Below are 24,234 nucleotides of genomic sequence, written 5' to 3'. Positions count from 1 at the left end.
GTGGCAATATGTCACAGCGCAACGGCCCTCTTCGTTCCCTATAATCCATCCTGAACAGATATTTTCAGGATAGATCGCAGAGGACCGCTATGACAATACTCCCAACTTCCCCCCGCAAACTCATAACGCTTGGCCTGACCTCCCTTACCGTCATGACTGCTGCTGCAACTGCGCAACCGCAAGGTGCCGTCGAAGAGATGGTGGTTATCGGCGCGCGCGATTCCCATACCGTCCGCACCGATGACGTTATGGTCGCACCCGCTGACACCGCCGAGCTGCTAAAAAAAATGCCCGGCGCCAACGTAAACCGTAATGGCGAATTAACCGGCGTGGCGCAGTACCGTGGCATGCACGGCGACCGAATTAATGTTGTCATCAACGGCGCTCATGTCAGCTCTGGCGGCCCCAACGCGATGGATGCACCATTGCATTACGCGCCGGTAGCGGCGCTGGAATCACTCACGATCAGCCGTGGCATCACGCCGGTCAGTGCCGGCCAGGAGACCATCGGCGGCCACATGGAGGCCATAACCTATAGCGGCGACTTTGGCGACAGCAATGACTTTGAATGGGGCGGCCGCACCTACTTTGGCGCGCAATCTGTCAATCAAGGGCTGGTAGGCAGCGTATTCCTCTCCCTCGCCAATCGTAATCACCTGTTTCGCGGTTTTGTCATGACCGAGCAGGCTGATGACAGTGATTTTGGCAACGGTACCATTCGCCCCTCGGAGTACGAGCGTAACCGTTATGACCTGGGTTACAGCTTTCGCTCCGGCGATCACGAGTTCAGTGTTGATTTCACCAAAAATGACACTGGCCACGCCGGCACCGCTGCACTGCCCATGGACATACAACTGGTTGACAGTGACCTTATCCGCGGACGCTATGTATGGGACAGCCCGGACCTGAAGATAACGGCAGAAGTGTCGATGAATGATATTGGTCACTGGATGACGAATTATCACCTGCGCACGCCGCCCGCAGACATTTCCAGGTACCGCCACGCGTACACTGCCAGCGATAATTCAGGCTTCAGCATTAAGGCTGAACGTCAGGTTGCCAATGGATCATGGCAAGTCGGTATTGATGGACACTACTCAAATCATATCGCTTTGATACAGAATCCGAACAGCAGGTTTTTCTTTATCGATAACTTCAAGGATTCAGAGAGGAATGTGACGGGGGTATTCCTTGAGCGCAACATATCGCTTGGCGACATCAGCGGGCTTGATGTCGGCGTGCGCTTCAATCAGGTGCGAACTGACTCGGCCCGGGTCGACGCCAATCTCAACCCGATGAATCTGGCCGCTGGTGGTCCATTCATGATGAACATGATGGCGAATAATATCGCCAACCTGTTCAACGCCCAGGATTTGTCTAAAACCGACAACAATACCGACTGGTTTGCGCGCTTCAGCATCGACGCAGGCTATGATGTCACCTGGTATGCCGGTGCAGCGCGCAAGAGCCGATCTCCGTCTTACCAGGAAAGATATTTGTGGCTGCCAGCAGAATCGACCGGTGGCCTCGCGGACGGCAAAACGTATGTGGGCAATCCGGATCTGACCCCGGAGGTGGCACATGAAATCGAACTCGGCTTTGATCTGGAAAAGGGGCGCCTTACGTTTTATCCACGCGCATTTATCAAGCAGGTAGATGACTTTATTCAGGGCACACCGAGCACCATTGCCCTGACCAACAATTTCGCCCGGATGATGGCAAACATGGGCATGGGCACTCCCATACCGCTGGTTTTCTCTAACGTAGAAGCACGCTACACCGGTTTTGATATGGAGTCGGGCTTTGCGCTGAGCGACCGTTTTGAGCTGCGCGCAGTCGCCAGCATGGTGCGCGGAGAACGACGTGACATCGATGACAACCTGTACCGCATCGCGCCAGACAATCTGATAGTGGCTGTCGACTACCAGGGCAATAACTGGTCCGGCTCCCTGGAAAGCGTCAGTTACGCTCGTCAGGACGACGTGTCATTGACCAACCTGGAAGAAGCGACACCTGGCTACACAATCGTCAACCTGTCGACCAGTTTCAGGCCAACAGCACGCACGGAAATCGGACTGGGTGTGAATAACCTGCTGAACAAAACCTATCGTGATCATCTGGGCGCATACAACCGTGCAGTAAACCCTGACCTTGCTATGCGGGAAAGACTGCCCGGACTGGGCCGAAGCATTTATGGCCGCTTCATGATGTACTTCTGACGGAGGGATGACAGGCCCCTGATACCGCTATCGCAAGATAAAGGAGACGGGGCCGTCGTTTTCCAGCAACACTTTCATATCGGCACCAAACTCGCCGGTGACAGTGCCGGGATGCTCAGACTGCAGCCAGGTGACCAACTGGTCATAAAGCGCTTCGGCTTCTGCCGGTGGCATGGCCGACGAAAAACCGGGCCGCAGGCCCTTGTCGGTTGAAGCCGCCAACGTAAATTGCGACACCAGCATCACCGCACCGCCGACATCCCGCACACTGCCATTCATGCGCCCTTCACTGTCGGCAAACACACGGTAATCAAGCACCTTACCCAGCAGCTTCTCACCTGCTGCCAGCGTATCATCCCGCTCCAGACCCAACAGCACAACCAGCCCCTGACCAATACGACTGTATTCAGCCCCATCAATCTTCAGACTGGCATGCGTAACACGTTGAATCAAAGCGATCATGAACACACCACTGTCAGTTAACTGCGCACGATGTTCAGTAGTGAGGGGTCGTGAGCGAGGGTGTAAGTGACCGCCATGGATGGCGGAAATGCCTGCAATGCAGGAGCATTTGCAGGCCAAGGAACCTCCCACTGTTCCCGGCACGTGCTTCTACCGTTGTTGATTCGAGAATGGTCACTTCCGCTTACGCGCGCCTGAGGACCGGGAGTAGGGGGGATGTGAGCGCAGCACATGTGCAAGGAACCTCCCCCCTACTTCCGGTCATCAGGCGCAGCCCACAGACAAAAATCGCATTAACCCCGAGCCAACCCACCACGGCTGGCACGCTTCCGATCACTCTCGGTCAGATGCTTCTTCCGGATACGAATGCTCGCAGGAGTAATCTCAACCAGCTCATCCTCATCGATAAACTCCATGGCCTGCTCCAGCGTATGCCGCACGGCTGGCGTCAACACGATGTTTTCATCGGTGCCGGACGCTCGCACGTTGGTGAGCTGCTTACCCTTGATGGGGTTCACCACCAGGTCGTTGTCGCGGCTGTGCAGACCGATGATCATGCCTTCATAGACTTCCACGTTCGGCTCGATGAACAGACGGCCACGCTCCTGCAGTGCCCACAGGGAATAACCCAAAGCCTTGCCGGTGACCATGGATACCAGCACGCCATTCTTGCGCGCGGCCAGATCACCCGCCTTGGCCGGACCATAATGATCGAATACATGGTTCATCATGCCGGTACCCGAGGTCATGCTCAGGAACATGGAGCGGAAGCCGATCAGACCTCGTGTCGGTACCGTAAAGGTCAGGCGTACACGACCCTTGCCGTCGGGCAGCATGTCCGACATTTCAGCGCGACGCAGGCCCAGTTCTTCGATAATGGAACCCTGGTGCTCATCGTTGCAGTCAATCATCAGGATCTCGAACGGCTCGCTGAGCACACCGTCGATTTCTTTCATGATTACCTGAGGGCGTGATACCGCCAGCTCAAAACCTTCACGACGCATGGTTTCGATCAATACCGACAGGTGCAATTCGCCACGGCCCGATACTTTGTACTTGTCCGGCGTCTCCCCTTCCTCAACGCGCAACGCGACGTTGTGGATCAGCTCGCGATCCAGGCGCTCCCTGATATTACGCGTAGTGACGAACTTGCCTTCTCGGCCGGCAAAGGGCGAATCATTGACCTGGAAGGTCATGGTGATGGTGGGCTGATCAACCGTCAGCGGCGTCATCGCCTCGACATGGTCAGGGTCACACAGCGTGTCGGAGATGTTCAGCCTGTCCAGACCGGTGATACAGATGATCTCACCGGCGCGGGCCTCAGTCACATCAACCCGATCCAGACCCAGATGGCTCTTCACCTGCAGAATCTTGCCCTTGCGGGTTTCGCCGTCCTTGTCGATGACGGTAACCTGCATGTTCGGTTTGGCAACACCACCGGTAATACGGCCGATACCAATAACGCCAACATAGCTGTTGTAGTCCAGAGCACTGATCTGCATCTGAAAAGGCGCCTCAGCGTTAACCGGGGGTGGTGGTACCTTGTCGATGATGGTCTGGAACAGCGGTGTCATGTCATCGGCCAGATCATCGGCTTCCATGCCGGCAATACCATTCAGCGCAGAGGCATAGATCACCGGGAAGTCCAGCTGCTCATCCGTGGCACCCAGTCGGTCAAACAGGTCAAAGACTTCGTTCAGCACCCAGTCAGGACGCGCGCCGGGACGATCCACCTTGTTGATCACCACGATCGGGTGCAAACCCTGGGCGAAAGCCTTCATGGTCACAAAGCGGGTCTGCGGCATGGGGCCGTCGACAGCGTCGACCAGCAACAGCACGCTGTCCACCATGGACATGACGCGCTCTACTTCACCACCAAAGTCGGCGTGTCCGGGGGTATCCACGATGTTAATGTGGTAGCCATTCCAGTTAATAGCGGTGTTTTTGGCCAGAATGGTGATGCCGCGCTCTTTTTCCTGGTCATTGGAGTCCATTACGCGCTCTACGGAACCCCCGCGATCGCCCAGAGTGCCGGACTGTTGCAGGAGTTTGTCGACCAACGTGGTTTTACCATGGTCAACGTGGGCGATAATGGCGATATTGCGGATCTTCTCAATCACTGGGGACACCTATTACTAAAAGGGGGGAGCACTGCCGAAAAAAAGGTGGGAGATTATACAACAACTATCTTGACAATTCCATTACACAGTACTTTTTGACGTAAAAAACACAACCATGCGCTGGTATCCAGTCAATCAGGGCGAATCCCGACATCCATCCCTCAAAAATACCTCAAAACACCCCGGCTGCTACGGGTTCTGCTGCCACGCTAACGCCTCGCTTTTGCCACCCGGTTCGATTGCGCGATCTGTGACCCGGTTCACAGGGTGACTTTCGCAAACTGTTAGGTCCATCACGTTCCCGTAACAAAACAACCATATCGTTCAATAATACCGGTCCACCGGCAACCCTGGCGACGTAACAGGGGCGATGACAGATTCAGCAGTGCTCCGGCGTGAAGCCCCCGGGCGACTTGCGGACCTGCGAATGCATCACACTCATGTCAATTGGAGTCAAGTATGAACACATTAAAAAACAACCGATCGAAATGGACAAAAATAGCCCTGGCAGCCGCTATCGCCAGTGTCTCCGCGCTAAGTTACGCCTCGAGTCACCGGGAAGCGCCAATGATCGCCGGCATGCCCCGTCTGGACGCCACCGACCTGTACATGTTCCGCAGTTATGAAGAGGGCCGGGAAGACTACGTCACCATTATTGCCAATTATTTCCCGCTGCAGGCTGCGTACGGTGGCCCCAACTACTTTGACCTGGAAACCGCAGGTCTGTATGAAATTCATGTCGACAATGATGGCGACTCTATCGAAGACATCACCTTCAGCTTTGATTTCTCGACCATACTGGCTGGCGTCACAGTGCCGGTGGACGGGGTCAGTGTCCCAATCCCGCTGATCAATGCCGGTGGTATCGGGCCCGATGCTGCCGACACCGCCAATGTCAACTCGCGACAGGAGTACCAGCTCAGTGTCATCCGTGGCGAACGCAGGACCGGACAGCGTGAATTCGCAGTGAACGCCGACACCAGTGCGACAACATTTCGCAAACCGGTCGATTATATCGGCACCAAATCAATCCCGAACTATGCGCAGTACGCCAGTTCGCACATTTATCCGCTGAGCATACCTGACTGCAACACCGCCGGCCGCGTTTTTGTCGGTCAGCGCAATGAAGGCTTTGCCGTCAATCTCGGCCAGGTATTCGATCTGGTTAACCTGAACCCTCTGGGCTCGGAAGACGCAGTCGCCAATCCCATTGGCGCCGCCAGCGTAACCTCGCTGGCACTGGAAGTACCGATCTCCTGTCTGACCGCCGAAGACCCGGTGATTGGCGCCTGGACTACATCCAGCCTTAATATGGGAGATCAGGAACCCATGCAGGTATCACGACTGGGATTCCCGCTGGTGAACGAGCTCGTCATTGGTCTGCCGGACAAAGACAAGTTCAACGGCAGCCATCCGCACGACGATGCCCAGTTTGTGCACTACGTAGAGAACCCCACACTGCCCTTCCTGCTGGAGTTGCTGTTCTCTGACGCCGGTGCCGTCGCGCCGACGAACTTTCCGCGCGCTGATGTCATAGCCGCCGTTACCGGTGTGCCCGGGCTTAACCTGCCGGAGACTATCGCCAGCGACATGTTCCCGCGCAGTGAAATGTTGCGGCTGAATACATCCATCGCGCCCAAACCGGCGGCGCAGCAACTCAACATGGGCGTGCTTGCCAACGACACCGCGGGTTTCCCCAACGGACGCCGGCCGGGTGATGATGTGGTTGATATCGCGCTGCGTGTGATGATGGGTGCGCTGGTCGAAGACGCAGCGGTAGCGCCGAATAACACGGCTCCGTTCACGGACCAGACCACGGTTAGCGCAGCAGATTTCAAAACTGCATTTCCCTACCTGAACGAACCACTGCCGGGCTCGGCAGTTCAGTGATAGCAAGCTAGCCTGCATGACAGCGGAGCAGGGATGCTCCGCCTCATGCCCTTATAAAGTTCTTCCCGAAAAGGTTACAACTGACCATGTCTTACACATTACAAGCAGGTACGCACGCTGTGCGACTGTGGGCATTGGCGACAAGCCTCATAGCAGCGACCTTGCTGGCACCAGCCATTCAGGCGCAACCATACACGCCTGAAAGCAATAGCAGCATTGTCGACACTCTGCCCGCCGCTATCGTCGAGCTGGCAGCGGATATTCGCCGGCAGCAGCAAGCGCGCGCCACCGACAACGGCGCAGCGGACATTCTGCAGCAGGCCATGGCGTCTTATCAGATTGCTGCCGCGAGTGGTGAGGCTCGCGCGTACGGCCGGACACAGGCTATCCTGCAGCGCTGGCCGGACGAAACAGCACAACCGGCGATGTATCATATTCTGCTGGCAGCGGTGCTGCAGCACAATCACCAGTTCCGGGCAGCCCTGACAGAGTTGCGACACGTTATCAGTGCCGGCGCAGATGCCGGTCCTGCCTACATTCAGGCCCTGATGATTGAGTCACAGATTGGTCTGGTGATCGGCGACTACGCCCGGGTAGCACAAAGCTGTGAAGCGCTACGGACATCGGCGCGGCGCCCCGTTTTTATCAACTGTCAGGCGCAGCTTGATGGCGTCACCGGCAACGCCCGGCAGGCTCTGACTCTGCTACGTGATACCTTGCGTGACGGCAGCGGTCTCAATATTGTGGACTATTCCGAATTACTGACCACAGCCGCCGTTCTGGCTCATCGCCTGGACGAGCCAACGCTGGCCGAGGACTATTACCGAAACGCGCTACGAATCTCACCGGCCAACAGCTTTGTCACCGTCAACTACGGCAATCTGTTACTCGAACAGGGCCGATACCATGACCTTATTGCCTTGCTGTCAGGCGAGTCTGACAACACCTTGAACGCAGAGCTCAGCATCCTGCTGACCAGAGCCCTGCTGGCAACAGGAACGCCGGCAGATCAGCAACGCGCCGACCTGCTACTGGCCAGACTTGACCGGGATTTCGAACTGGCTTTCATCCGCAACGAAGCCATTCCATACAAAGAATATGCACAGTATGCGCTGGCGCTGGCCGACCAGCCGGCAGCAGCACTGAGCGCCGCCGCAGAAAACTGGAAACAACAAAAGGAGCCTTCTGATACGCGGTTACTGGCAAGTGCAGCCGCCGCCAATAATGACCACGATACGTTGGCCAGAATCGAGCGCTGGATCAGTGACGCGGGCACTGAAGATGCAAACTTACAGGAAATACTGGATAGCATGTCGGAGTCAACACCATGATAGCAAGACTTGTACTGGCCGCCTTGTTGTGTTGGCCGGCACTGGCGTTCAGCCATAGCCTGAGCGACAGCTTTATTGATCTTTCGGTAGATAACAACCAGATATCCGGGCATTGGCTGATCGCCACCAGTGATCTGGAGCTCGCTGTTGGCGTCGACCAGAATCTCGATACCGAGATCACCTGGGGAGAAATCCAGGCACGTCGCGCAGCGATTGCTGACTACACAATGTCCCGCCTGCAATTGACCATGGCTGATAGCATTTGCTCATTGCAGCCCGGCGCCTTTCAGGTCGAGCGGCGCAACTCTGCCATGTTTCTGTACCTGCCGCTCAGTGGGGTTTGCGACAGCTCTGGCGTACCTGAAATTAGCTACAACCTGCTGTTCGACATAGATACATCGCATCGCGGCATACTCAACATCACCCACAACGGCAACAGCCATCTGCGCATGTTCTCCCCGTCCGAGCCCACGCACCGGGTCGAGGCAACCGGTTCTGTCGCGGCGCTCGCCAATCTCTGGACATTTCTGATCGAAGGAGTCTGGCACATCTGGATAGGCCTGGACCATATCCTGTTCCTGTGTGCACTTATCATTCCGATTGTTCTGGGCGCCAACGCCGCCCGCAATTCCCCGCAAGTTCTTGGCGCAACTCCGCGACCCACGTTGTTCCTCAGCATCCTCAAGGTGGTCACCGCGTTTACCGTGGCGCATTCCATCACGCTGATTCTGGCTACTTTACAAATTGTGGCATTGCCGTCGCGACTGGTTGAATCAGTGATCGCGCTGTCGGTGGCGGTGACCGGTCTCAATATTATTTTCCCGATTTTTCGCGGCCACAGCTGGCAAGTCGCGTTTGCTTTCGGCCTCATCCACGGCTTCGGGTTTGCCGGCGTACTTGGCGATCTGTCATTGCCAACGCACCTGTTTATCAGCAGCCTGCTGAGCTTCAATATAGGTGTTGAAGTAGGTCAACTGGTGATTGTTGCCGTACTGGTGCCGGTTTTACTGCTTAGCGCCCGTGCCGGTTTACCCCGGCGCCTGGCGCTGGTTGCCAGCGGTGTCGTTATCACCGGATTCGGCGCCCTCTGGCTGGCAGAACGATCGCTACCGGCCCTGTTTAGTTAAGGGCCGGTGACTGATCGCGCTCAAAGCCGTATCAGCCATCCAATGCTATCAGTGCGTTAGCGCTCAGGGCCGGTACACAGCCACGTTCAGATAACCTGCGTCTTTCAGATGCGAGGCATGCAGTCGACTCATCATGCCCTTGTCGCAATACAACAGGTATTGCCGCGATGCATCCATGGTCGCAAACCGCGTACCCAGCTGATAAAACGGCACCACGGCGACGTCATAATCATCAGTGCTCAGCGGGGCCCTTTCCTGCTCATTGGGGTGCCGGATGTCAATCACCACGGCGCCCGCCGGCACGTGCGTCATCTGCTCAGGCTCGACATCGCGATGCTCCAGCACCTCGACCACACGATCAATCATCTGCACTTCGCGCGCAGCCACCGCCGCGTCCACCAATGCTGAATCGATCCTGGCCTCCTCCTCAATAACCCGGTGCACTTTGGCATGGGTTGTTGGCCTCACCGATATCACACCACAGTACTCCGGCACCTGAGCCGAAAACTCTTCGGTGCCAATGCGCCGGGCCATGTCGATGATGTCCTGTTTGTCGGTCACGATCAGTGGCCGCAGAACCAGCATGTCGGTCACCTGATCAATCACGTTCAGGTTGGGCAGGGTCTGGCTCGCCACCTGTGCCACGCATTCTCCGGTTACCAGCGCCGACAACTTCATGTCGCGGGCAACCTGATCGGCAGCGCGAATCATCATGCGCTTGAGTACCACACCCATGTGACCCGTATCGACCTTGCTCAGAATCTCACTGAGCAGCGGTTCAAACGGCACGCTGACGAACTTGACCCGGTGCGAGGAGCCAAAGCGCATCCACAAATACAGTGCTACCTCTTTCACCGCCAACTCATGTTCCTTACCCCCCAGATTAAAGAACAGAAAATGTGTCTGTATGCCACGGCGCATGAACAGGTAACTCGACACCGCTGAATCAAAGCCTCCCGAAATCAACGACAGCACCGGCTCCTGGGTACCCATGGGATACCCTCCCAGACCGCGCCACTGGTGGGTTACCACATACAGGGTCTGCTGGCGTATCTCCAGACGCACCGTGACGTCCGGCTGACGCAGATCGACCTTGCTGGCGCCGGTTTCGCGCATCAGGGCGGCGCCCAGAAAACGCTCCAAATCCATGGAGCTGAAATCGTGCTTGCCCTGACGCTTGCTGCGCACAGCAAAGCTGCGCCCCTGCAGACGCTCACGGTAAAACGGTAGAACTTCAGCCAGGATTCCGTCAAAATCGGGCAGTGGCCGTTTGCTGACCTGACTGATCAGGGAGATGCCCGACGTGTCGCGCAGCATGTCGATAACCTGCGCGACCAGATTTTCATCGTCGCTGTGGGTTTCCACTTCCAGAATATCCCAGTCACCGGTTACACTGATACGCGAATCGACCCGGCCCATCAGTATCCTCAGATTACGCCGGAGCGCCTTGATCAAACGCTGGCGCACCGGACGCGTCTTGATGGTGATTTCAGGGAAAAAGCGGATAACAAAAAGCATGGTACTGACCTTGTGTTCGACTTGTCTGGCAAGCGGATGACGAGTGACCGGGAAAAATTTCCAGGCGGAAAGTGAGACTAACGCATCAAAAAAGGGCATTATGCACCCGTTGTGTGCGATTACTGTTTTTAATGCACCATATTGGTGCCTAATTATTGGCTCACTGACACTGCCCGGCCAGCGAACTCTTGATATACAGGGGTCCCGGCACCCGTGAACAATGGCATATATCTTGCTCATTCACCGGTACTCGGGCATGGTATACAAACGCTATTATAATGCCGAATGCCCGGCTTGTTGAGTGCGAACCACTGCACAAGATCGGCACACAAGAAAATAAACACTGAGTAACGGCAGCGAACCGCGACCGTATCAGATTTTAAACTGTGACCTTAACCGTCACCCAATTCTCGATCACACGGAGGATCAGGAATGTCTGAGAAGACTATAAACTTAATCAAAGAGAACGATGCCAAGTGGGTTGACATGCGTTTTACCGATACCAAAGGTAAAGAGCAGCATGTAACCTTCCCTGCAGCCGTCGTTGACGAAGGCTTTATGGAAGGCGTGATGTTTGATGGTTCTTCGGTCGCCGGCTGGAAAGGCATCAACGAATCAGACATGATCCTGAAGCCGGATGACACGACAGCCGTGCTCGATCCGTTTGCTGACGAAGTGCAGATCAACCTGCGCTGCGACATCATCGAGCCGCGCACCATGCAGGGTTACAACCGTGATCCGCGCTCCGTGGCGCGCCGCGCTGAAGAATACCTTAAGTCCACCGGTATCGGCGACCAGGCGTTTTTCGGCCCGGAGCCTGAGTTCTTCGTATTCGACGAAGTTAAGTGGAACGTGGCAATGGACGGCGCCTTCTTCAAGATCGGCAGCGAAGAAGCAGCCTGGTCTTCCGGCAAGTCCATCGAAGGCGGCAACATGGGTCACCGCCCGAAAGTCAAAGGCGGCTACTTCCCGGTACCTCCGGTTGACTCACTGAGCGACCTGCGTGGCGCCATGTGCGACACCATGGAAGCCATGGGCCTTGAGATCGAACTGCACCACCACGAAGTGGGCAACGCTGGCCAGTGCGAAATCGGCACCAAGTTCAACTCACTGGTGTACAAGGCTGACGAAGTACAGATCCTGAAATACTGCGTACTGAACACTGCGCACGCTTTCGGCAAAACCGCGACCTTTATGCCCAAGCCGCTGGTAGGTGATAACGGTTCCGGTATGCACGTGCATATGTCGATTTCCAAAGACGGCAAGAACATGTTTGCCGGCGACGGTTATGCTGGTCTGTCTGAGACCGCCCTGTTCTACATCGGCGGTATCATCAAGCACGCCAAAGCGCTGAACGCCTTCGGTAACGCTTCTACCAACAGCTACAAGCGTCTGGTCAAGGGTTTTGAAGCACCAACACTGCTGGCGTACTCGTCACGCAACCGTTCTGCTTCCATCCGTATTCCGTATGTGCTGGGCGGCAACCCGAAAGCGATTCGTATTGAAGTGCGTTTTGGCGACTGTACTGCCAACCCTTACCTGTACTTCTCTGCATTGCTGATGGCTGGCCTTGACGGCATCAAGAACAAGATCCACCCTGGCGACCCTGCCAGCAAAGATCTGTATGACCTGGAGCCAGAGGAAGAAGCGGAAATTCCAAAGGTTTGCTACTCACTGGATCAGGCGCTGGAAGCACTGGACCAGGATCGCGAATTCCTCAAACAGGGCGGCGTATTCTGCGACGACCTGATCGATGGTTACATCGCACTGAAACAACAGGATTGCACACGCCTGAACATGTCTGCTCACCCGGTTGAGTTTGATATGTACTACAGCTGCTGATCCCCGAGCAGCCAGGACCCTGAGCGCTGATACCGCAGCCAGGGTCTGACGCCAAAAAACGCCTGTCGGAAGCAACCGACGGGCGTTTTTTTTGAGCACTCATCTGGCCATACCAGGCACGCGATCTGACGTTTAAATTGCCAATCGCACCATATTGGTGCATAGTTGGGCCGCTCGCAACATTGCGGATGCCACTGCTTCGTTGCAGAACCACGGGAAACCGCGCCAAAAAAGCACAACAACCGCGTCATGCGCTGTAATGAGCCTATTTACCGAAGATGGTTTGTTTATTGCATGCTCCTGCCTTAACTAACGAGGTATGTCGAACAACCATGCAATCCAGCAGTCACAACTCTTACAAGCGCCTGTTAGACACAATGGCAACCTCTATCCTGGTGCTGGACAACAACCTGCGCCTGCAATACATCAATCTGGCGGCAGAAACCCTGTTGGCCATCAGCGGACGCCAGGTCAACAACGCCTTCGTGGGCGATATCTTCCTCCACGCCACCGACGACGTGACTGCTATCCGGCAGGCGGTTGATGGCAACCACAGCTTCACCAAACGCAAAACACAATTACACCTGCTCAACGGCAAAAGTCTGCAGGTCGACTATACGGTTACGCCACTGCATGACTTTCCCGATGCCGCGGTGATGATTGAAATCCAGAGCATGAACTATGCTGAGCGCATCAGTCGCGACGAGACCCTGATTTCCACGCATGAAACCACACGTGAACTGGTTCGTGGCCTGGCGCATGAAATCAAGAATCCCCTGGGTGGTATCCGCGGCGCAGCGCAGCTGCTGGCCAGCGAACTTCCCAATTCCGACCTGACCGATTACACCAATGTCATCATTGAAGAGGCGGACCGCCTGCACAAGCTGGTTGATCGCCTGGTCGGATCACGCAAACCCATGGAGTACCGCTCGCTTAATGTCCATGAGGTGCTGGAGCGCGTGCGTAATCTGGTCGACGCCGAGGTCAGCGACAGAGACATCACGCTGGTACGCGACTACGACCCGAGTATTCCGGAGCTGCAGGGTGACTTCGAACAACTTATCCAGGCCGTTCTGAACATCGTGCGCAATGCCGTGCAGGCGCTTGAAAGCCCGCACGTCAAACATCGCTCAGGGCTGATTGAACTGAAAACCCGGGTAATGCGCAACGTCACCATTGGCACCGTATTCCACCGCCTGGTGGCACGACTGGAGGTTGTTGACAACGGTCCTGGCGTGCCACCGGAGCTGGTCGACAACATCTTTTTCCCGATGATCAGCGGGCGCGCGGAAGGCACCGGACTGGGCTTGTCGATCGCCCACTCCATCGTCAACCAGCACAAAGGCATTATCGAGTGCAGCAGCGAACCGGGCCGCACGCGTTTTTCCATTTATCTGCCTGTCCTGACGCAGGCGCCGACAGGCAATAACGGTGCGGGTGCATACAGCGCCGGGATCTACAATGGTCAGTTTGGCAAGTAGTCTTAACGGGGTATTGATACCATGAGCAAACACACAACGGTCTGGGTACTGGATGACGACAAGTCCATCCGCTGGGTGCTGGAAAAGTCTCTCACCCGCTCTGGTCTGAGCACGCACTGCTTTGACAATGGCGACGACCTGCTGCATCGACTGGAAAGAGAGCGACCTGACGCCATCATCAGCGACATCCGTATGCCCGGCATTAATGGCCTGGATCTTTTATCCACCGTACACGAGCGCTTTCCCCAGTTGCCGGTGATCATCATGACAGCGCATTCGGATCTGGACAGCGCCGTTTCATCCTACAGCCGCGGCGCATTCGAATACCTGCCCAAACCTTTCGACATTGATGAAGCAGTGGCGATGACCCAGCGCGCGCTGGAACATGCCCGCGAACAGCACATCGACATACCAACACCGATCCTGGAGAACAGCAAAGAGATCATCGGTGAAGCACCGGCGATGCAGGAGGTGTTCCGCGCCATCGGCCGTTTGTCGCAGTCCAATATCACCGTGTTGATTAACGGCGAATCCGGTACCGGTAAAGAATTGGTGGCGCACGCGCTGCACAAGCACAGCCCGCGACGTGACAAACATTTTATTGCCCTCAACGTGGCCGCTATTCCCAAGGAGCTGATTGAGTCAGAGCTGTTCGGCCATGAAAAAGGCTCGTTCACCGGCGCCACAGCGCACCGCACCGGCCGTTTTGAACAGGCCAACGGCGGCACGCTGTTCCTCGACGAAATCGGTGACATGCCCCCGGACACACAGACCCGTCTGCTGCGCGTTCTGTCTGACGGTGAATTTTATCGCGTCGGCGGTACCACGCCGATCAAGGTCGATGTGCGCATCATTGCTGCCACGCACCAGAACCTGGAAAAACTGGTAGGCCAGCACCTGTTCCGAGAGGACCTTTTTCACCGCCTCAACGTTATCCGTATCCATATCCCGCGCATGCGCGATCGCCGCGAAGACATTCCACGGCTGGCGAGCCACTTTCTGGCGAGAGCGGCCGAGGAGCTGGACGTCGAGCCCAAGGTCCTGCGACCGGAGACGGAGAAATACATTACCGGGCTCAACTGGCCGGGCAATGTGCGTCAACTGGAAAACTTCTGCCGCTGGGTAACCGTCATGGCGTCCAGCCGGGAAGTACGTATTGATGACCTGCCGCCGGAACTGATGGAACACCAGGCGCAGAACAGCAGCGCCCGTGACTGGACGCAGTTGCTGGAAGAGTGGGCGGACCAGGAGCTGAACCTGGGCCACAAGGGTATTCTGGAACAGGCCACGCCCGAGTTTGAAAGCACCATGATACAGGTTGCACTCAAACACACGCTGGGTCGCCGCCGCGATGCCGCGCTGCTGCTGGGCTGGGGACGCAATACCCTGACCCGTAAAATCAAGGAACTGAATATCGAGGATGCCGGCAGCGACGACGACTGATTAAACACTCAATTGTCACGATCTGTGGGGGCAGGTTGAAAAATCACCCCCATACACCTATATTTGCCCCTCAGCCATTGCCCCGCAACCACTGACAGGCAAATAACAATATGATCGAAATCAGTCACCTGACCCGAAAATTTGAGCATTTTACCGCTGTAGATGACCTCAGTTTTACGGTAGCCGAAGGCGAAGTCCTGGGTTTTCTTGGCCCCAACGGTGCCGGCAAGTCCACCACCATGAAAATCATCACCGGCTTTCTGGCGCCCTCATCTGGTACCGTCAGGGTTGATGGCCACGACATCACCGAGAACCCGATGGCGGTCAAGGCGCTGATCGGCTACCTGCCCGAAGGCGCGCCCAGTTACCCTGACATGACGGTGCTGGAGTTTCTGGATTTTATTGCCGAGATTCGTGGTTTCAGTGGTCAGGAAAAATCCCGTCGCATTGAACAGGTGATCAATGATGTGGCGCTGGGCAGTGTCTGCGAGCAGAGCATCGACACGCTTTCCAAAGGCTTCAAACGCCGCGTCGGACTGGCTCAGGCGATTCTGCACGACCCCAAGGTGCTGATTCTGGACGAGCCCACTGACGGTCTGGATCCCAACCAGAAACATCAGGTACGACAGCTCATCCGCAATTTGGCCAAAGACAAGATTGTTATTGTTTCCACCCATATTCTGGAAGAAGTCAGTGCGGTGTGCACGCGCGCCATCATCATTGCCAATGGTCGTATCGTTGCCGACGGCTCGCCGCAAGAGCTGGAAGCGCGAGCGCCGACTGCTGCCGGCCTGACAGAGGCGCCGTCTGCGCCGGGTCGGCTGGAAGCCTTTTTCCGCAGCATCACTGAACAGGGAGCACTGTGATGGGAACCACCGGTATCATTTTCAAGCGCGAGCTGGCGGCCTACTTCAGTACGCCACTGGCCTATGTTTTTATAGTCATTTTCCTGGTCATGAACGGCATCGCCACCTTTGACCTGGGCGGTTTTTATCAGCGAGGCCAGGCTGATCTGCAGCCCTTCTTCAACTTCCATCCCTGGCTGTATTTGTTCATGATTCCTGCCCTGGCCATGGGGCTATGGGCCGATGAGCGCAAGACCGGCACCATTGAACTGCTGCTGACGCTGCCCATTCAGTTACATGAAGCGGTGATCGGCAAATTCCTTGCCGCCTGGGTACTCAGTGGCTGCGCATTGGCGCTGACCTTCCCGATCTGGCTGACCGTCAACTACCTGGGCGACCCCGACAACGGCGTTATTCTGGCCGCCTATATTGGCAGCTGGTTGATGGCCGGTGGTTTTCTGGCCATCGGTTCCTGCATGTCAGCACTGACGCGCAACGCAGTGATCGCCTTTATCCTGACGGCGGCAATCTGCTTCCTGTTTGTCGTCTCCGGCTCGGCCATCGTCATGAATGCGTTTACCGGCTGGGCACCACAGACGCTGATCGATGCCATCGCGACGCTGAGCTTCCTGACCCATTTTGAAGCTATCAGCCGGGGGGTACTGGATATCCGGGACCTGCTGTTCTTTGCCGCTGTCATTGCCGCCTGGCTGTTGGCCAGCGCGGTTGTCATCGAAATCAAGAAAGCGAACTAGGAGCTGGCCATGAAGAACAAAGCACTATTTTCACCTGCCGGCCTTGCCTTGATTGGCCTTGCCCTGCTGATCATCGTTGTCATCATCAGCAGCCTGCCCCGGCTGCGTATTGACCTGACCCAGGACAATCTTTACACCCTGAGCAATGGCACCCGGGAAGTACTGGACAATCTCGAGCGCCCCATCGAACTGACATTTTTCTATTCCGAAGAAGCCATCGGCCAGATGCCGCAGGTCCGGGCCTATGGCAATCGCGTGCAGGAGTTGCTGCAGGAGATGGTCATCGCCAGCAATGGCAACCTGAGCCTTGCAGTCATCGACCCGGAAGCGTTCTCTGAACAGGAAGACCTGGCAACCAGCTACGGCATTCAGGCAGTTCCACTGGCGGCCGGGCGCGAAGAGGTCTACTTTGGCGTGGTGGCGGCAGATCCCGGCACCCGTATTGAGGGAGAGGCGGAGGTATATGAGGCCATCCCCCTGGTGCGACCCGACCAGGAAGAGTTTCTGGAATACGAGTTCTCCCGTCTGATCAGTCGGGTGCTGGATCCCGACCCAACGGTGGTCGGTCTGATCACATCGCTGAACATAGATGGCGGTTTCAATCCGGCCACCGAACAGACCACCGGTGCCTGGGCGATCATGGATACCGTACGTTACATGTACGACGTGCGCCGCCTGCAGGAAACTGTCGCCAGCATTGATGAAGACATCGACATCCTGATGCTGGTGCACCCGCAGGAGCTACCCGCGCAAACGCTGTACGCCATTGACCAGTTTGTCATGCGCGGCGGCCGTGCCCTGGTGTTTGTTGATCCCAACTCGGACACCCAGACCCAGATCATGGTCGGTGGCGGCGGTTACCGCGACAATCTGGGTTCGGATCTGCCAGGCCTGCTCAGCGCCTGGGGTGTCGACTATGACGCTACCCAGGTGGTCACTGACCAGGAACTTGCCCTGTTTGTAACGCTGGCGCAGGGTCAGCGCCCGACCGCGCACTACGGCATGCTCGGTGTGCCCCGCGAACACTTCGCCAACGATATTGTCAGCGGCCAGCTGCAGGTGATGAACCTGTCCTCCGCCGGTGCATTGAACCCGGCCGAAGGCTCATCAACGACTTTCGAGCCGTTGATCCAGACCAGCGATCAGACCATGATGATGGGTACGGCGTTTTTCCGCGAAATGGGCGACCCAACGCTGCTGATCGACGACTTTGCGTCGGAAGACCAGAACCGCACGCTGGCGGCCAGAGTATCGGGGCCGGCGCAAAGTGCATTCCCCGATGGCCCGCCGACTGCTGATACCGATACCACGGAAACATCGGAAGCCGAAACAGAAACTGATCCCGACGCAGCGCCCGACACGACTGAAACAGCAGCGCAAGACCACCTGACAGCCTCTGTCAGCGATATTGGTGTCATTGTGGTGGCGGACTCCGATGTACTGGCCGATCGCATGTGGGCGCAGTCACGGCAGGTTGCCGGGCAACGTGTGATCAATGCCTTCGCCAGTAACGGTGACTTCGTCATCAACGCTCTGGACAATCTCAGTGGCAGTACCGAGCTGATCAATATCCGCAGCCGCGGCCGTTATGCCCGCCCTTTCACCCGCGTACTGGCACTGCAGCGTGAAGCTGATGAACGTTTGCGTGAACGAGAAACCAACCTGCTGGAAAGATTGTCGGAAACCGAGGAACAACTGCAGGCGTTGAATCAGGGTAGCGGCACCATATCACCGGAGCAGGAAGCGGAAATTGAGCGCTTCATTGAGCTGCAACTGGAAACCCGGCGGGATCTGCGTGAAGTCCAGTTCGAACTCAACAATGAGATCGACAGACTGGGCGCGGTGCTGAAAGCGATCAATACCGCATTGATCCCGGTACTGATCATCATCGCCGTGTTGACCGCAACGCTGCTGCGCAACCGGAGAAGAAAGCTCGCCCGTTAAACGATAGGCAGGAAGATGCTGACCTGAGTGCCCTGCTCAGGTCGGCTGTCAATCTGTAGCCTGCCGCCGTGGGCATCCACAATCAGGTTGCACAGATACAGGCCCAGACCAAATCCCCCCGTATTGCGCAGGCGCGCACTGTCCACCCGATAGAAGGGTTCGGTGATATGGCGCAGGTGCTCGGCCGCAATGCCTTCGCCCTGGTCAGAGATGCACAATACCGCCTCTTCTGCCGCAAAGCTGACCTTGACGGTCACCGGCCGGCCACGTCCATGACGAATCGCATTATTGATGATGTTGGCCACCAGCAGGCGGATGCGCAGCTTATCAAGTCGCATGGAGCGATCTGCTTCGGGCAGGTCCACCACCAGACCGCCTTCATAATGCTGGAACTGTTCCGACAGCATGCGGATGTAATCGGCAAAATCAACGTCATCCAGTATCAATGCCGAATGCTGCGTGCTCAGACGCTCCGCTTCAATCAAATCAGAAATCAGCAAATCGATCTCGTTGATGTCATCGCTGAGATTGTTGCGCAGATCACCCTCTTCCATGAACTCAAGCTGCAGCTTGGCGCGTGTCACCGGCGTACGCAACTCGTGGCTGATGGCCAGCAACAGTTGCCGCTTGGCTTCCAGCATCGATTGCAACGAGTCGGCCATGTGATTGATGCTTTCGGTCAACTCACCCAGCTCATCCTTACGCGTCACCTCAACCCGATAACCCAGATCGCCGTCACATATTTTCTCGGCGCCTTCGCGCAGTTTGCCGACCGGCTCCATCAACCGGCGCACCAGCCAGTAGTTAGAGAACAGGATGAACAGGGCAAAACCCAGACCCAGATAGACGACGATATAGTCATAGTCACTGAGCGACGGTGCCTTGCGGTTGAGGAAGTACTCATATCCCCCACGGGCAACACGAATCACCTGTTCATTGTCTGCCGCCAGCATTTGTGAATCATCTGACAGGGTGCGCACAAATACCGTATCGGAAATATCCAGATCCGATTCGTCGTCAGACTGCCAATTGATATGGGGGCTGCGGATGATAATGGTCAACGACAGGTCGCGCGCCAGTTCGGCGGCGCGTTGCAGGTCCGGTGGAATACCGATGGCGTCTACCAGCAACCGGACATTATCCAGATAGAACACCGGGAGCGGATTCAGACGCTCACGGCGCCAGTTCTCATCAATCTGGCGTATGGAAAAGGTAATAACCAGGAAAAACAGAATGACCGTGGCACTGAAAATCAGAAAGAGCCGGAAGTACAGAGACCCGGTCACTTTCGGCAGCAGGGAGTTCATTGCAGCTGACCGACAAAGGTGTAGCCGCGCCCCCACACAGTCTTGATGAATCGTGGTGTTTTGGAGGTATCCTTGAGCTTGTGACGCAAGCGACTGACCAGCGTATCGACTGCACGCGAGAACAGTTCGGCATCAATACCGCGCAAGCGGTTCATCAGCTCGTCACGGGTAAAGGTCTTGTTGGGCGACTGGATGAACAGCACCAGCAGCTCGTATTCCATAGTGGTCAGCTCGACCAGCTCACCATCCAGATGCACAGTACGGCGGCTGGTATCAACATCCAGCCCTTCGATGCGCGGCAGATCATTGTCGGCTCTGGCCTCGTCACCGGCACGGCGCAGGATGTTGGTGATACGCGCCACCAGTTCACGCGGCTCAAATGGTTTGGGCAGGTAGTCGTCGGCGCCCAGTTCCAGGCCCACAATACGGTCGGTGACTTCACCATGGGCGGTCAGCATCATGATTGGCAGATGACCATAAACAGAGGTTTTGGCGCGGATTTCACGGCAGATTTCAAAGCCGTCTTTTTCCGGTAACATGACGTCCAGAATCAGCAGATCAGGTTTGGAGCGCTTGAGCAATTCGAATCCCTTGCTCGGCGTGTGGGCAACCGTGACCTTCATGTCATAACGGTCCAGATACTGCGTCAGCAGTTGGCCCAGTTTTTCGTCATCATCTATTATTAGTATCTGCTTCATAGGGCAGGAGTTTACGAATTTGCCGGACATAAATCAATCTGTGATAGCTGTCTGGCGTATAATGCCCGTTTTTGCACGCACACACATTGGTAGAAACCTCGGTTGACGCATGATCAGTCTTAACAACGCCCGTCTGATGCGCGGCGAGCATACCCTGCTCGACAGCGCCAGCATCACCATCCACAAAGGCCAGAAAACCGGCGTCATCGGTCGCAACGGCAGCGGCAAATCCAGCCTGTTCGCCTGCCTGACCGGGCAGATTGCGCTGGATGCTGGTGATCTGTTCATTCCTGACGGGTTGCGCTGCGCCTGGATGAAGCAGGAGACCGCAGGCTCAAGGCGCACAGCGCTGGACTATGTCATTGATGGTGACGAACGTTTCCGCGAAATCGAAGGTCGACTGGCCAGCGCTGAAGACAGCAACGATGGTCATGCCATTGCCAATCTGCACAATGAACTGGACAAGATTGATGGCTACAGTGTGCAGGTACGCGCTGAACAACTGCTCTCCGGTCTTGGTTTTGCCGTCGACAGCTTTCAGCAACCGGTGTCGGCTTTTTCCGGCGGCTGGCGGGTGCGCCTGAATCTGGCCGCGGCGCTGATGGCGCCGTCCGACCTGTTGCTGCTTGATGAGCCCACCAACCACCTGGATCTGGAAGCCACCATCTGGTTGGAACAGTGGCTGAACCGTTATCAGGGCACGCTGTTGCTGATCTCGCATGACCGAAGCTTCCTCGACAAGGTCATCGATCATGTGGTCAGTTTTGAGCAGAACAACCTGTTCATGTACAAGGGCAATTTCACCGCCTACGAAATTCAGCGTGCCGAGCGCATGGCACAGCTGCAGGCGGCAGCCGAGAAACAGATGCGCCGCAAAGCCGAGATCGAGGATTTTGTGCGCCGCTTCCGCGCCAAGGCCAGCAAGGCCAAACAGGCACAAAGCCGCCTGAAAGAACTGTCGCGTATGGAAGACATTGCACCGGCGCATATCGATTCGCCGTTTCGCTTCTCGTTCTTTGCACCCGATAAAACCGCCAATGATCTGCTCAGTTTCAAGAAAGTCAGCATTGGTTTTGATACACCACTGGTGCAGGGCATTAATCTGAAACTGCACGACACCACGCGCATCGGGCTGCTGGGGTTCAATGGCGCCGGCAAGTCCACGCTATTAAAAACCCTGGCCGAGCAGTTGCCGGTGCTGGATGGTGAAGTGGTGGCTTCCAAGCACCTGCGCATTGGCTATTTTGCCCAGCACCAGGTCGATGTTATTGATATGAAGGCCAGCCCGACCACACTGATTCAGCGCGCCGATCCCGGGGCCCGCGAACAGGAGATTCGTAATTTCCTGGGTGGTTTTGATTTTCGGGGTGACCGGGTGTCCGAGCCCATCATCAATTTTTCCGGCGGCGAAAAAGCACGGCTGGCGCTGGCATTAATCGTCTGGCAAAAACCCAATGTGCTGCTACTGGACGAGCCCACCAACCACCTGGACCTGGAGATGCGCCATGCATTGACGGTCGCGCTGCAAGGGTTTGAGGGCGCGCTGGTGCTGGTCTCTCACGACCGTCATCTCATGAACAACACTGTTGATGAATTCTTTACCGTGCATCAGGGTCGGGTCACACCGTTTGAGGGCGACCTGGATGACTACGCACGCTGGATGCACGAGCAGGGCAAAGGCAACACCGCGGATTTCCAGCCCGGCACCCAGAAAAGCAGTGACAGCGATGCAGAAAAAACAGCGGGAAATTCCGCTGGCCGCAAATCCGTCCCGGCTCCCGTGGTGGACAAAAAGGAAGCCCGGAAACAGGCCGCCAACCAGCGCGAGCAGCTGGCACCGCTGCGCCGTGAAGTGCGAACACTGGAAAAAACCATGGAAAAACTCAGCGCCGAACTGAGCACGTTGGAAGACAGGCTCGGTGACACCACCCTGTACGAAGACAGTCGCCGCGACGAACTTACCGAGCTGCTAAGGCAGCAGGGTTACTGCAAGGCGGAGCTGTCGCAGGCCGAAGAAAGCTGGCTGGAAAAGAGCACCGAACTTGAGGAACTGTCCTCAGAATAACTACTGTTCCGGTCCGCCCTCACTGACGAGTGGCTTGTAACTCAATCTGATACTGACCTCGCGCATTATCCCGCAACGTCACTACCTCAACGATGTCGCCCGCCTCTTTGGATTCCAGCACCGTCAGCAGATCGTCTTCGTTAGCAACAGCAACGCCATCCACTTCAACAATGACATCACCCAGCACAATGCCCCGGTTGGTCTCGGCCAATCCGCGCATGCCTTCGCGCTCCGGGCTGCCGCCGGGCAGCACATCCAGCACAATCACGCCTTCGATGCGCCAGCGGTTGCGATAGTAGTCGGCGTATTGTGGCGGGAACAGGCTGATGCCGAGGGTCGGCGTCTGCACACGCCCGAATTCGATCAGCTCCGGCACAATCTTCTTGACAGTATTGACCGGAATGGCAAAACCAATGCCGGAACTGGCACCGCTGGGGCTGTATATGGCCGTGTTGACCCCGACCAACTGCCCCAGAGAGTTCAGCAGCGGGCCACCGGAATTACCCGGATTGATGGCGGCATCGGTTTGAATCACATCGCGGATCTGGCGCCGGGTCACCGAGTTGATCTCGCGCCCGAGAGCGCTGACCACACCCACCGTCAGTGTCGTATCCAGACCAAAGGGGTTACCAATGGCAATCACCTTGCGCCCCACTTCCAGCAACGAGGAATCGCCCAGCGCCACCGGTGACAACTGCTCCGCTGGCGCTTCAATGTGCAGCACCGCCAGATCCTTGTCCGGTTCGGCGCCGACCACGCGCGCATCCCAGGCTGTACCATCCTGCAACGTCACAGTAACCCGCGAAGCATTCTGGATGACATGAAAGTTGGTGACGACGTAGCCGCGTTTGTCCCAGATGAAACCGGAACCGCTCCCCTGCGGTATCTCCTGCGGATTGAGATTGAACACCGAGCGCCTGACCATGCGTGAATTGGTGATATACACCACCGACGGACTGGCGCTCTTGAAGACATCAATGTTGTTGGCTTCGTCGTTGGTGCGGAAACTTTCGTAATCGGCGGCAAGCGCTGGTGTGGCGGCGGCGATGGCAGCAAAACCGACAAGCAGCAGGGCAATGAGGCGTTTCATAGGGCACTCCGGTATCTCTGTCGACGTTCAGAGATAATGGCGACGCCTGCACGTAAATTCAAGGTTTGGTGTGGGCGGTATGGAGTCATGCACCGGA

At 56.4% G+C, this 24,234-nt stretch carries 16 protein-coding genes and 1 pseudogene; 11 read left to right on the top strand and 6 right to left on the bottom strand.

The window, feature by feature from the left end:
• Positions 1-89 precede the first annotated feature (89 nt).
• Positions 90-2,219 (top strand): TonB-dependent receptor, encoded by a 2,130-nt coding sequence (locus ENH71_RS09905; protein ID WP_294135216.1) that lies wholly within the window; start codon positions 90-92, stop codon positions 2,217-2,219.
• Between the two features lie 27 nt (positions 2,220-2,246).
• Here the strand turns inward: ENH71_RS09905 and dtd are convergent, their stop codons facing one another.
• Both dtd and typA read right to left on the bottom strand, forming a co-directional pair.
• Positions 2,247-2,681, bottom strand: coding sequence for a D-aminoacyl-tRNA deacylase (dtd, locus tag ENH71_RS09900; protein WP_294135219.1), 435 nt, complete (start codon positions 2,679-2,681; stop codon positions 2,247-2,249).
• A 293-nt stretch (positions 2,682-2,974) separates the two neighbouring features.
• Positions 2,975-4,801 carry a translational GTPase TypA gene (typA, locus tag ENH71_RS09895; RefSeq protein WP_294135222.1) on the bottom strand — a complete coding sequence of 609 codons (1,827 nt, stop codon included), beginning with the start codon at positions 4,799-4,801 and terminating at the stop codon, positions 2,975-2,977.
• A 459-nt stretch (positions 4,802-5,260) separates the two neighbouring features.
• On the opposite strand from typA, the gene ENH71_RS09890 reads away from it, so the two are divergent.
• The 3 genes from ENH71_RS09890 (at position 5,261) to ENH71_RS09880 (ending at position 9,149) form a co-directional block, all read left to right on the top strand.
• Positions 5,261-6,691, top strand: a complete 1,431-nt coding sequence (locus ENH71_RS09890) for a DUF4331 domain-containing protein (protein ID WP_294135225.1) — start codon at positions 5,261-5,263, stop codon at positions 6,689-6,691.
• Positions 6,692-6,777: 86 nt separating this feature from the next.
• Positions 6,778-8,022, top strand: coding sequence for a tetratricopeptide repeat protein (locus ENH71_RS09885; protein WP_294135227.1), 1,245 nt, complete (start codon positions 6,778-6,780; stop codon positions 8,020-8,022).
• A complete protein-coding gene (locus ENH71_RS09880; RefSeq protein ID WP_294135229.1) occupies positions 8,019-9,149 on the top strand; it encodes a HupE/UreJ family protein in 1,131 nt (376 codons plus the stop codon). Before ENH71_RS09885 ends, ENH71_RS09880 begins: the two co-directional genes overlap by 4 nt.
• A 63-nt stretch (positions 9,150-9,212) precedes the next feature.
• Here ENH71_RS09880 and thiI read toward each other — a convergent pair whose 3' ends face one another.
• The gene (thiI, locus tag ENH71_RS09875) at positions 9,213-10,667 is read right to left on the bottom strand and encodes a tRNA uracil 4-sulfurtransferase ThiI (protein ID WP_294135232.1); all 1,455 of its coding nucleotides are present in this window, start codon (positions 10,665-10,667) and stop codon (positions 9,213-9,215) included.
• A gap of 432 nt (positions 10,668-11,099) precedes the next feature.
• On the opposite strand from thiI, the gene glnA reads away from it, so the two are divergent.
• The 6 genes and pseudogenes from glnA to ENH71_RS09845 all read left to right on the top strand — a co-directional run bounded on the left by glnA (position 11,100) and on the right by ENH71_RS09845 (position 18,977).
• A complete protein-coding gene (gene glnA / locus ENH71_RS09870; protein ID WP_294135234.1) occupies positions 11,100-12,509 on the top strand; it encodes a type I glutamate--ammonia ligase in 1,410 nt (469 codons plus the stop codon).
• Positions 12,510-12,841: 332 nt separating this feature from the next.
• The gene (gene glnL / locus ENH71_RS09865) at positions 12,842-13,990 is read left to right on the top strand and encodes a nitrogen regulation protein NR(II) (protein WP_294135237.1); all 1,149 of its coding nucleotides are present in this window, start codon (positions 12,842-12,844) and stop codon (positions 13,988-13,990) included.
• Positions 13,991-14,011: 21 nt separating this feature from the next.
• On the top strand, positions 14,012-15,433 hold the full coding sequence (gene glnG, locus ENH71_RS09860) for a nitrogen regulation protein NR(I) (RefSeq protein WP_294135241.1): 1,422 nt from the start codon (positions 14,012-14,014) through the stop codon (positions 15,431-15,433).
• Between the two features lie 110 nt (positions 15,434-15,543).
• Positions 15,544-16,209 (top strand): annotated as a pseudogene (locus tag ENH71_RS09855) (ATP-binding cassette domain-containing protein); the annotation flags it as partial.
• 89 nt (positions 16,210-16,298) lie between these two features.
• Positions 16,299-17,033, top strand: coding sequence for an ABC transporter permease subunit (locus ENH71_RS09850; RefSeq protein ID WP_294135350.1), 735 nt, complete (start codon positions 16,299-16,301; stop codon positions 17,031-17,033).
• Positions 17,034-17,042: 9 nt separating this feature from the next.
• A complete protein-coding gene (locus tag ENH71_RS09845) occupies positions 17,043-18,977 on the top strand; it encodes a GldG family protein (protein WP_294135246.1) in 1,935 nt (644 codons plus the stop codon).
• On the opposite strand, the gene ENH71_RS09840 is transcribed toward ENH71_RS09845, so the two are convergent.
• Both ENH71_RS09840 and ENH71_RS09835 read right to left on the bottom strand, forming a co-directional pair.
• Positions 18,974-20,284 carry a sensor histidine kinase gene (locus tag ENH71_RS09840; protein WP_294135249.1) on the bottom strand — a complete coding sequence of 437 codons (1,311 nt, stop codon included), beginning with the start codon at positions 20,282-20,284 and terminating at the stop codon, positions 18,974-18,976. The two genes, ENH71_RS09845 and ENH71_RS09840, sit on opposite strands and share 4 nt — an antisense overlap.
• Positions 20,281-20,982, bottom strand: a complete 702-nt coding sequence (locus ENH71_RS09835; RefSeq protein WP_294135252.1) for a response regulator transcription factor — start codon at positions 20,980-20,982, stop codon at positions 20,281-20,283. The genes ENH71_RS09840 and ENH71_RS09835 overlap by 4 nt, the downstream gene beginning before the upstream one ends.
• Before the next feature lie 109 nt (positions 20,983-21,091).
• On the opposite strand from ENH71_RS09835, the gene ENH71_RS09830 reads away from it, so the two are divergent.
• Entirely contained in the window at positions 21,092-23,047 is a 1,956-nt protein-coding gene (locus ENH71_RS09830; protein ID WP_294135255.1) for an ATP-binding cassette domain-containing protein, read from the top strand.
• Between the two features lie 19 nt (positions 23,048-23,066).
• Here the strand turns inward: ENH71_RS09830 and ENH71_RS09825 are convergent, their stop codons facing one another.
• Positions 23,067-24,137, bottom strand: a complete 1,071-nt coding sequence (locus tag ENH71_RS09825) for a S1C family serine protease (protein WP_294135259.1) — start codon at positions 24,135-24,137, stop codon at positions 23,067-23,069.
• Between the last annotated feature and the right edge of the window lie 97 nt (positions 24,138-24,234).

The sequence above is a fragment of the Pseudohongiella sp. genome, from assembly GCF_011050365.1.
In the GTDB taxonomy this organism is placed as follows: domain Bacteria; phylum Pseudomonadota; class Gammaproteobacteria; order Pseudomonadales; family Pseudohongiellaceae; genus Pseudohongiella.
The sequence above is the reverse complement of the archived record's forward strand: the minus strand, read 5'-3'. Positions and strand labels throughout refer to the sequence as shown.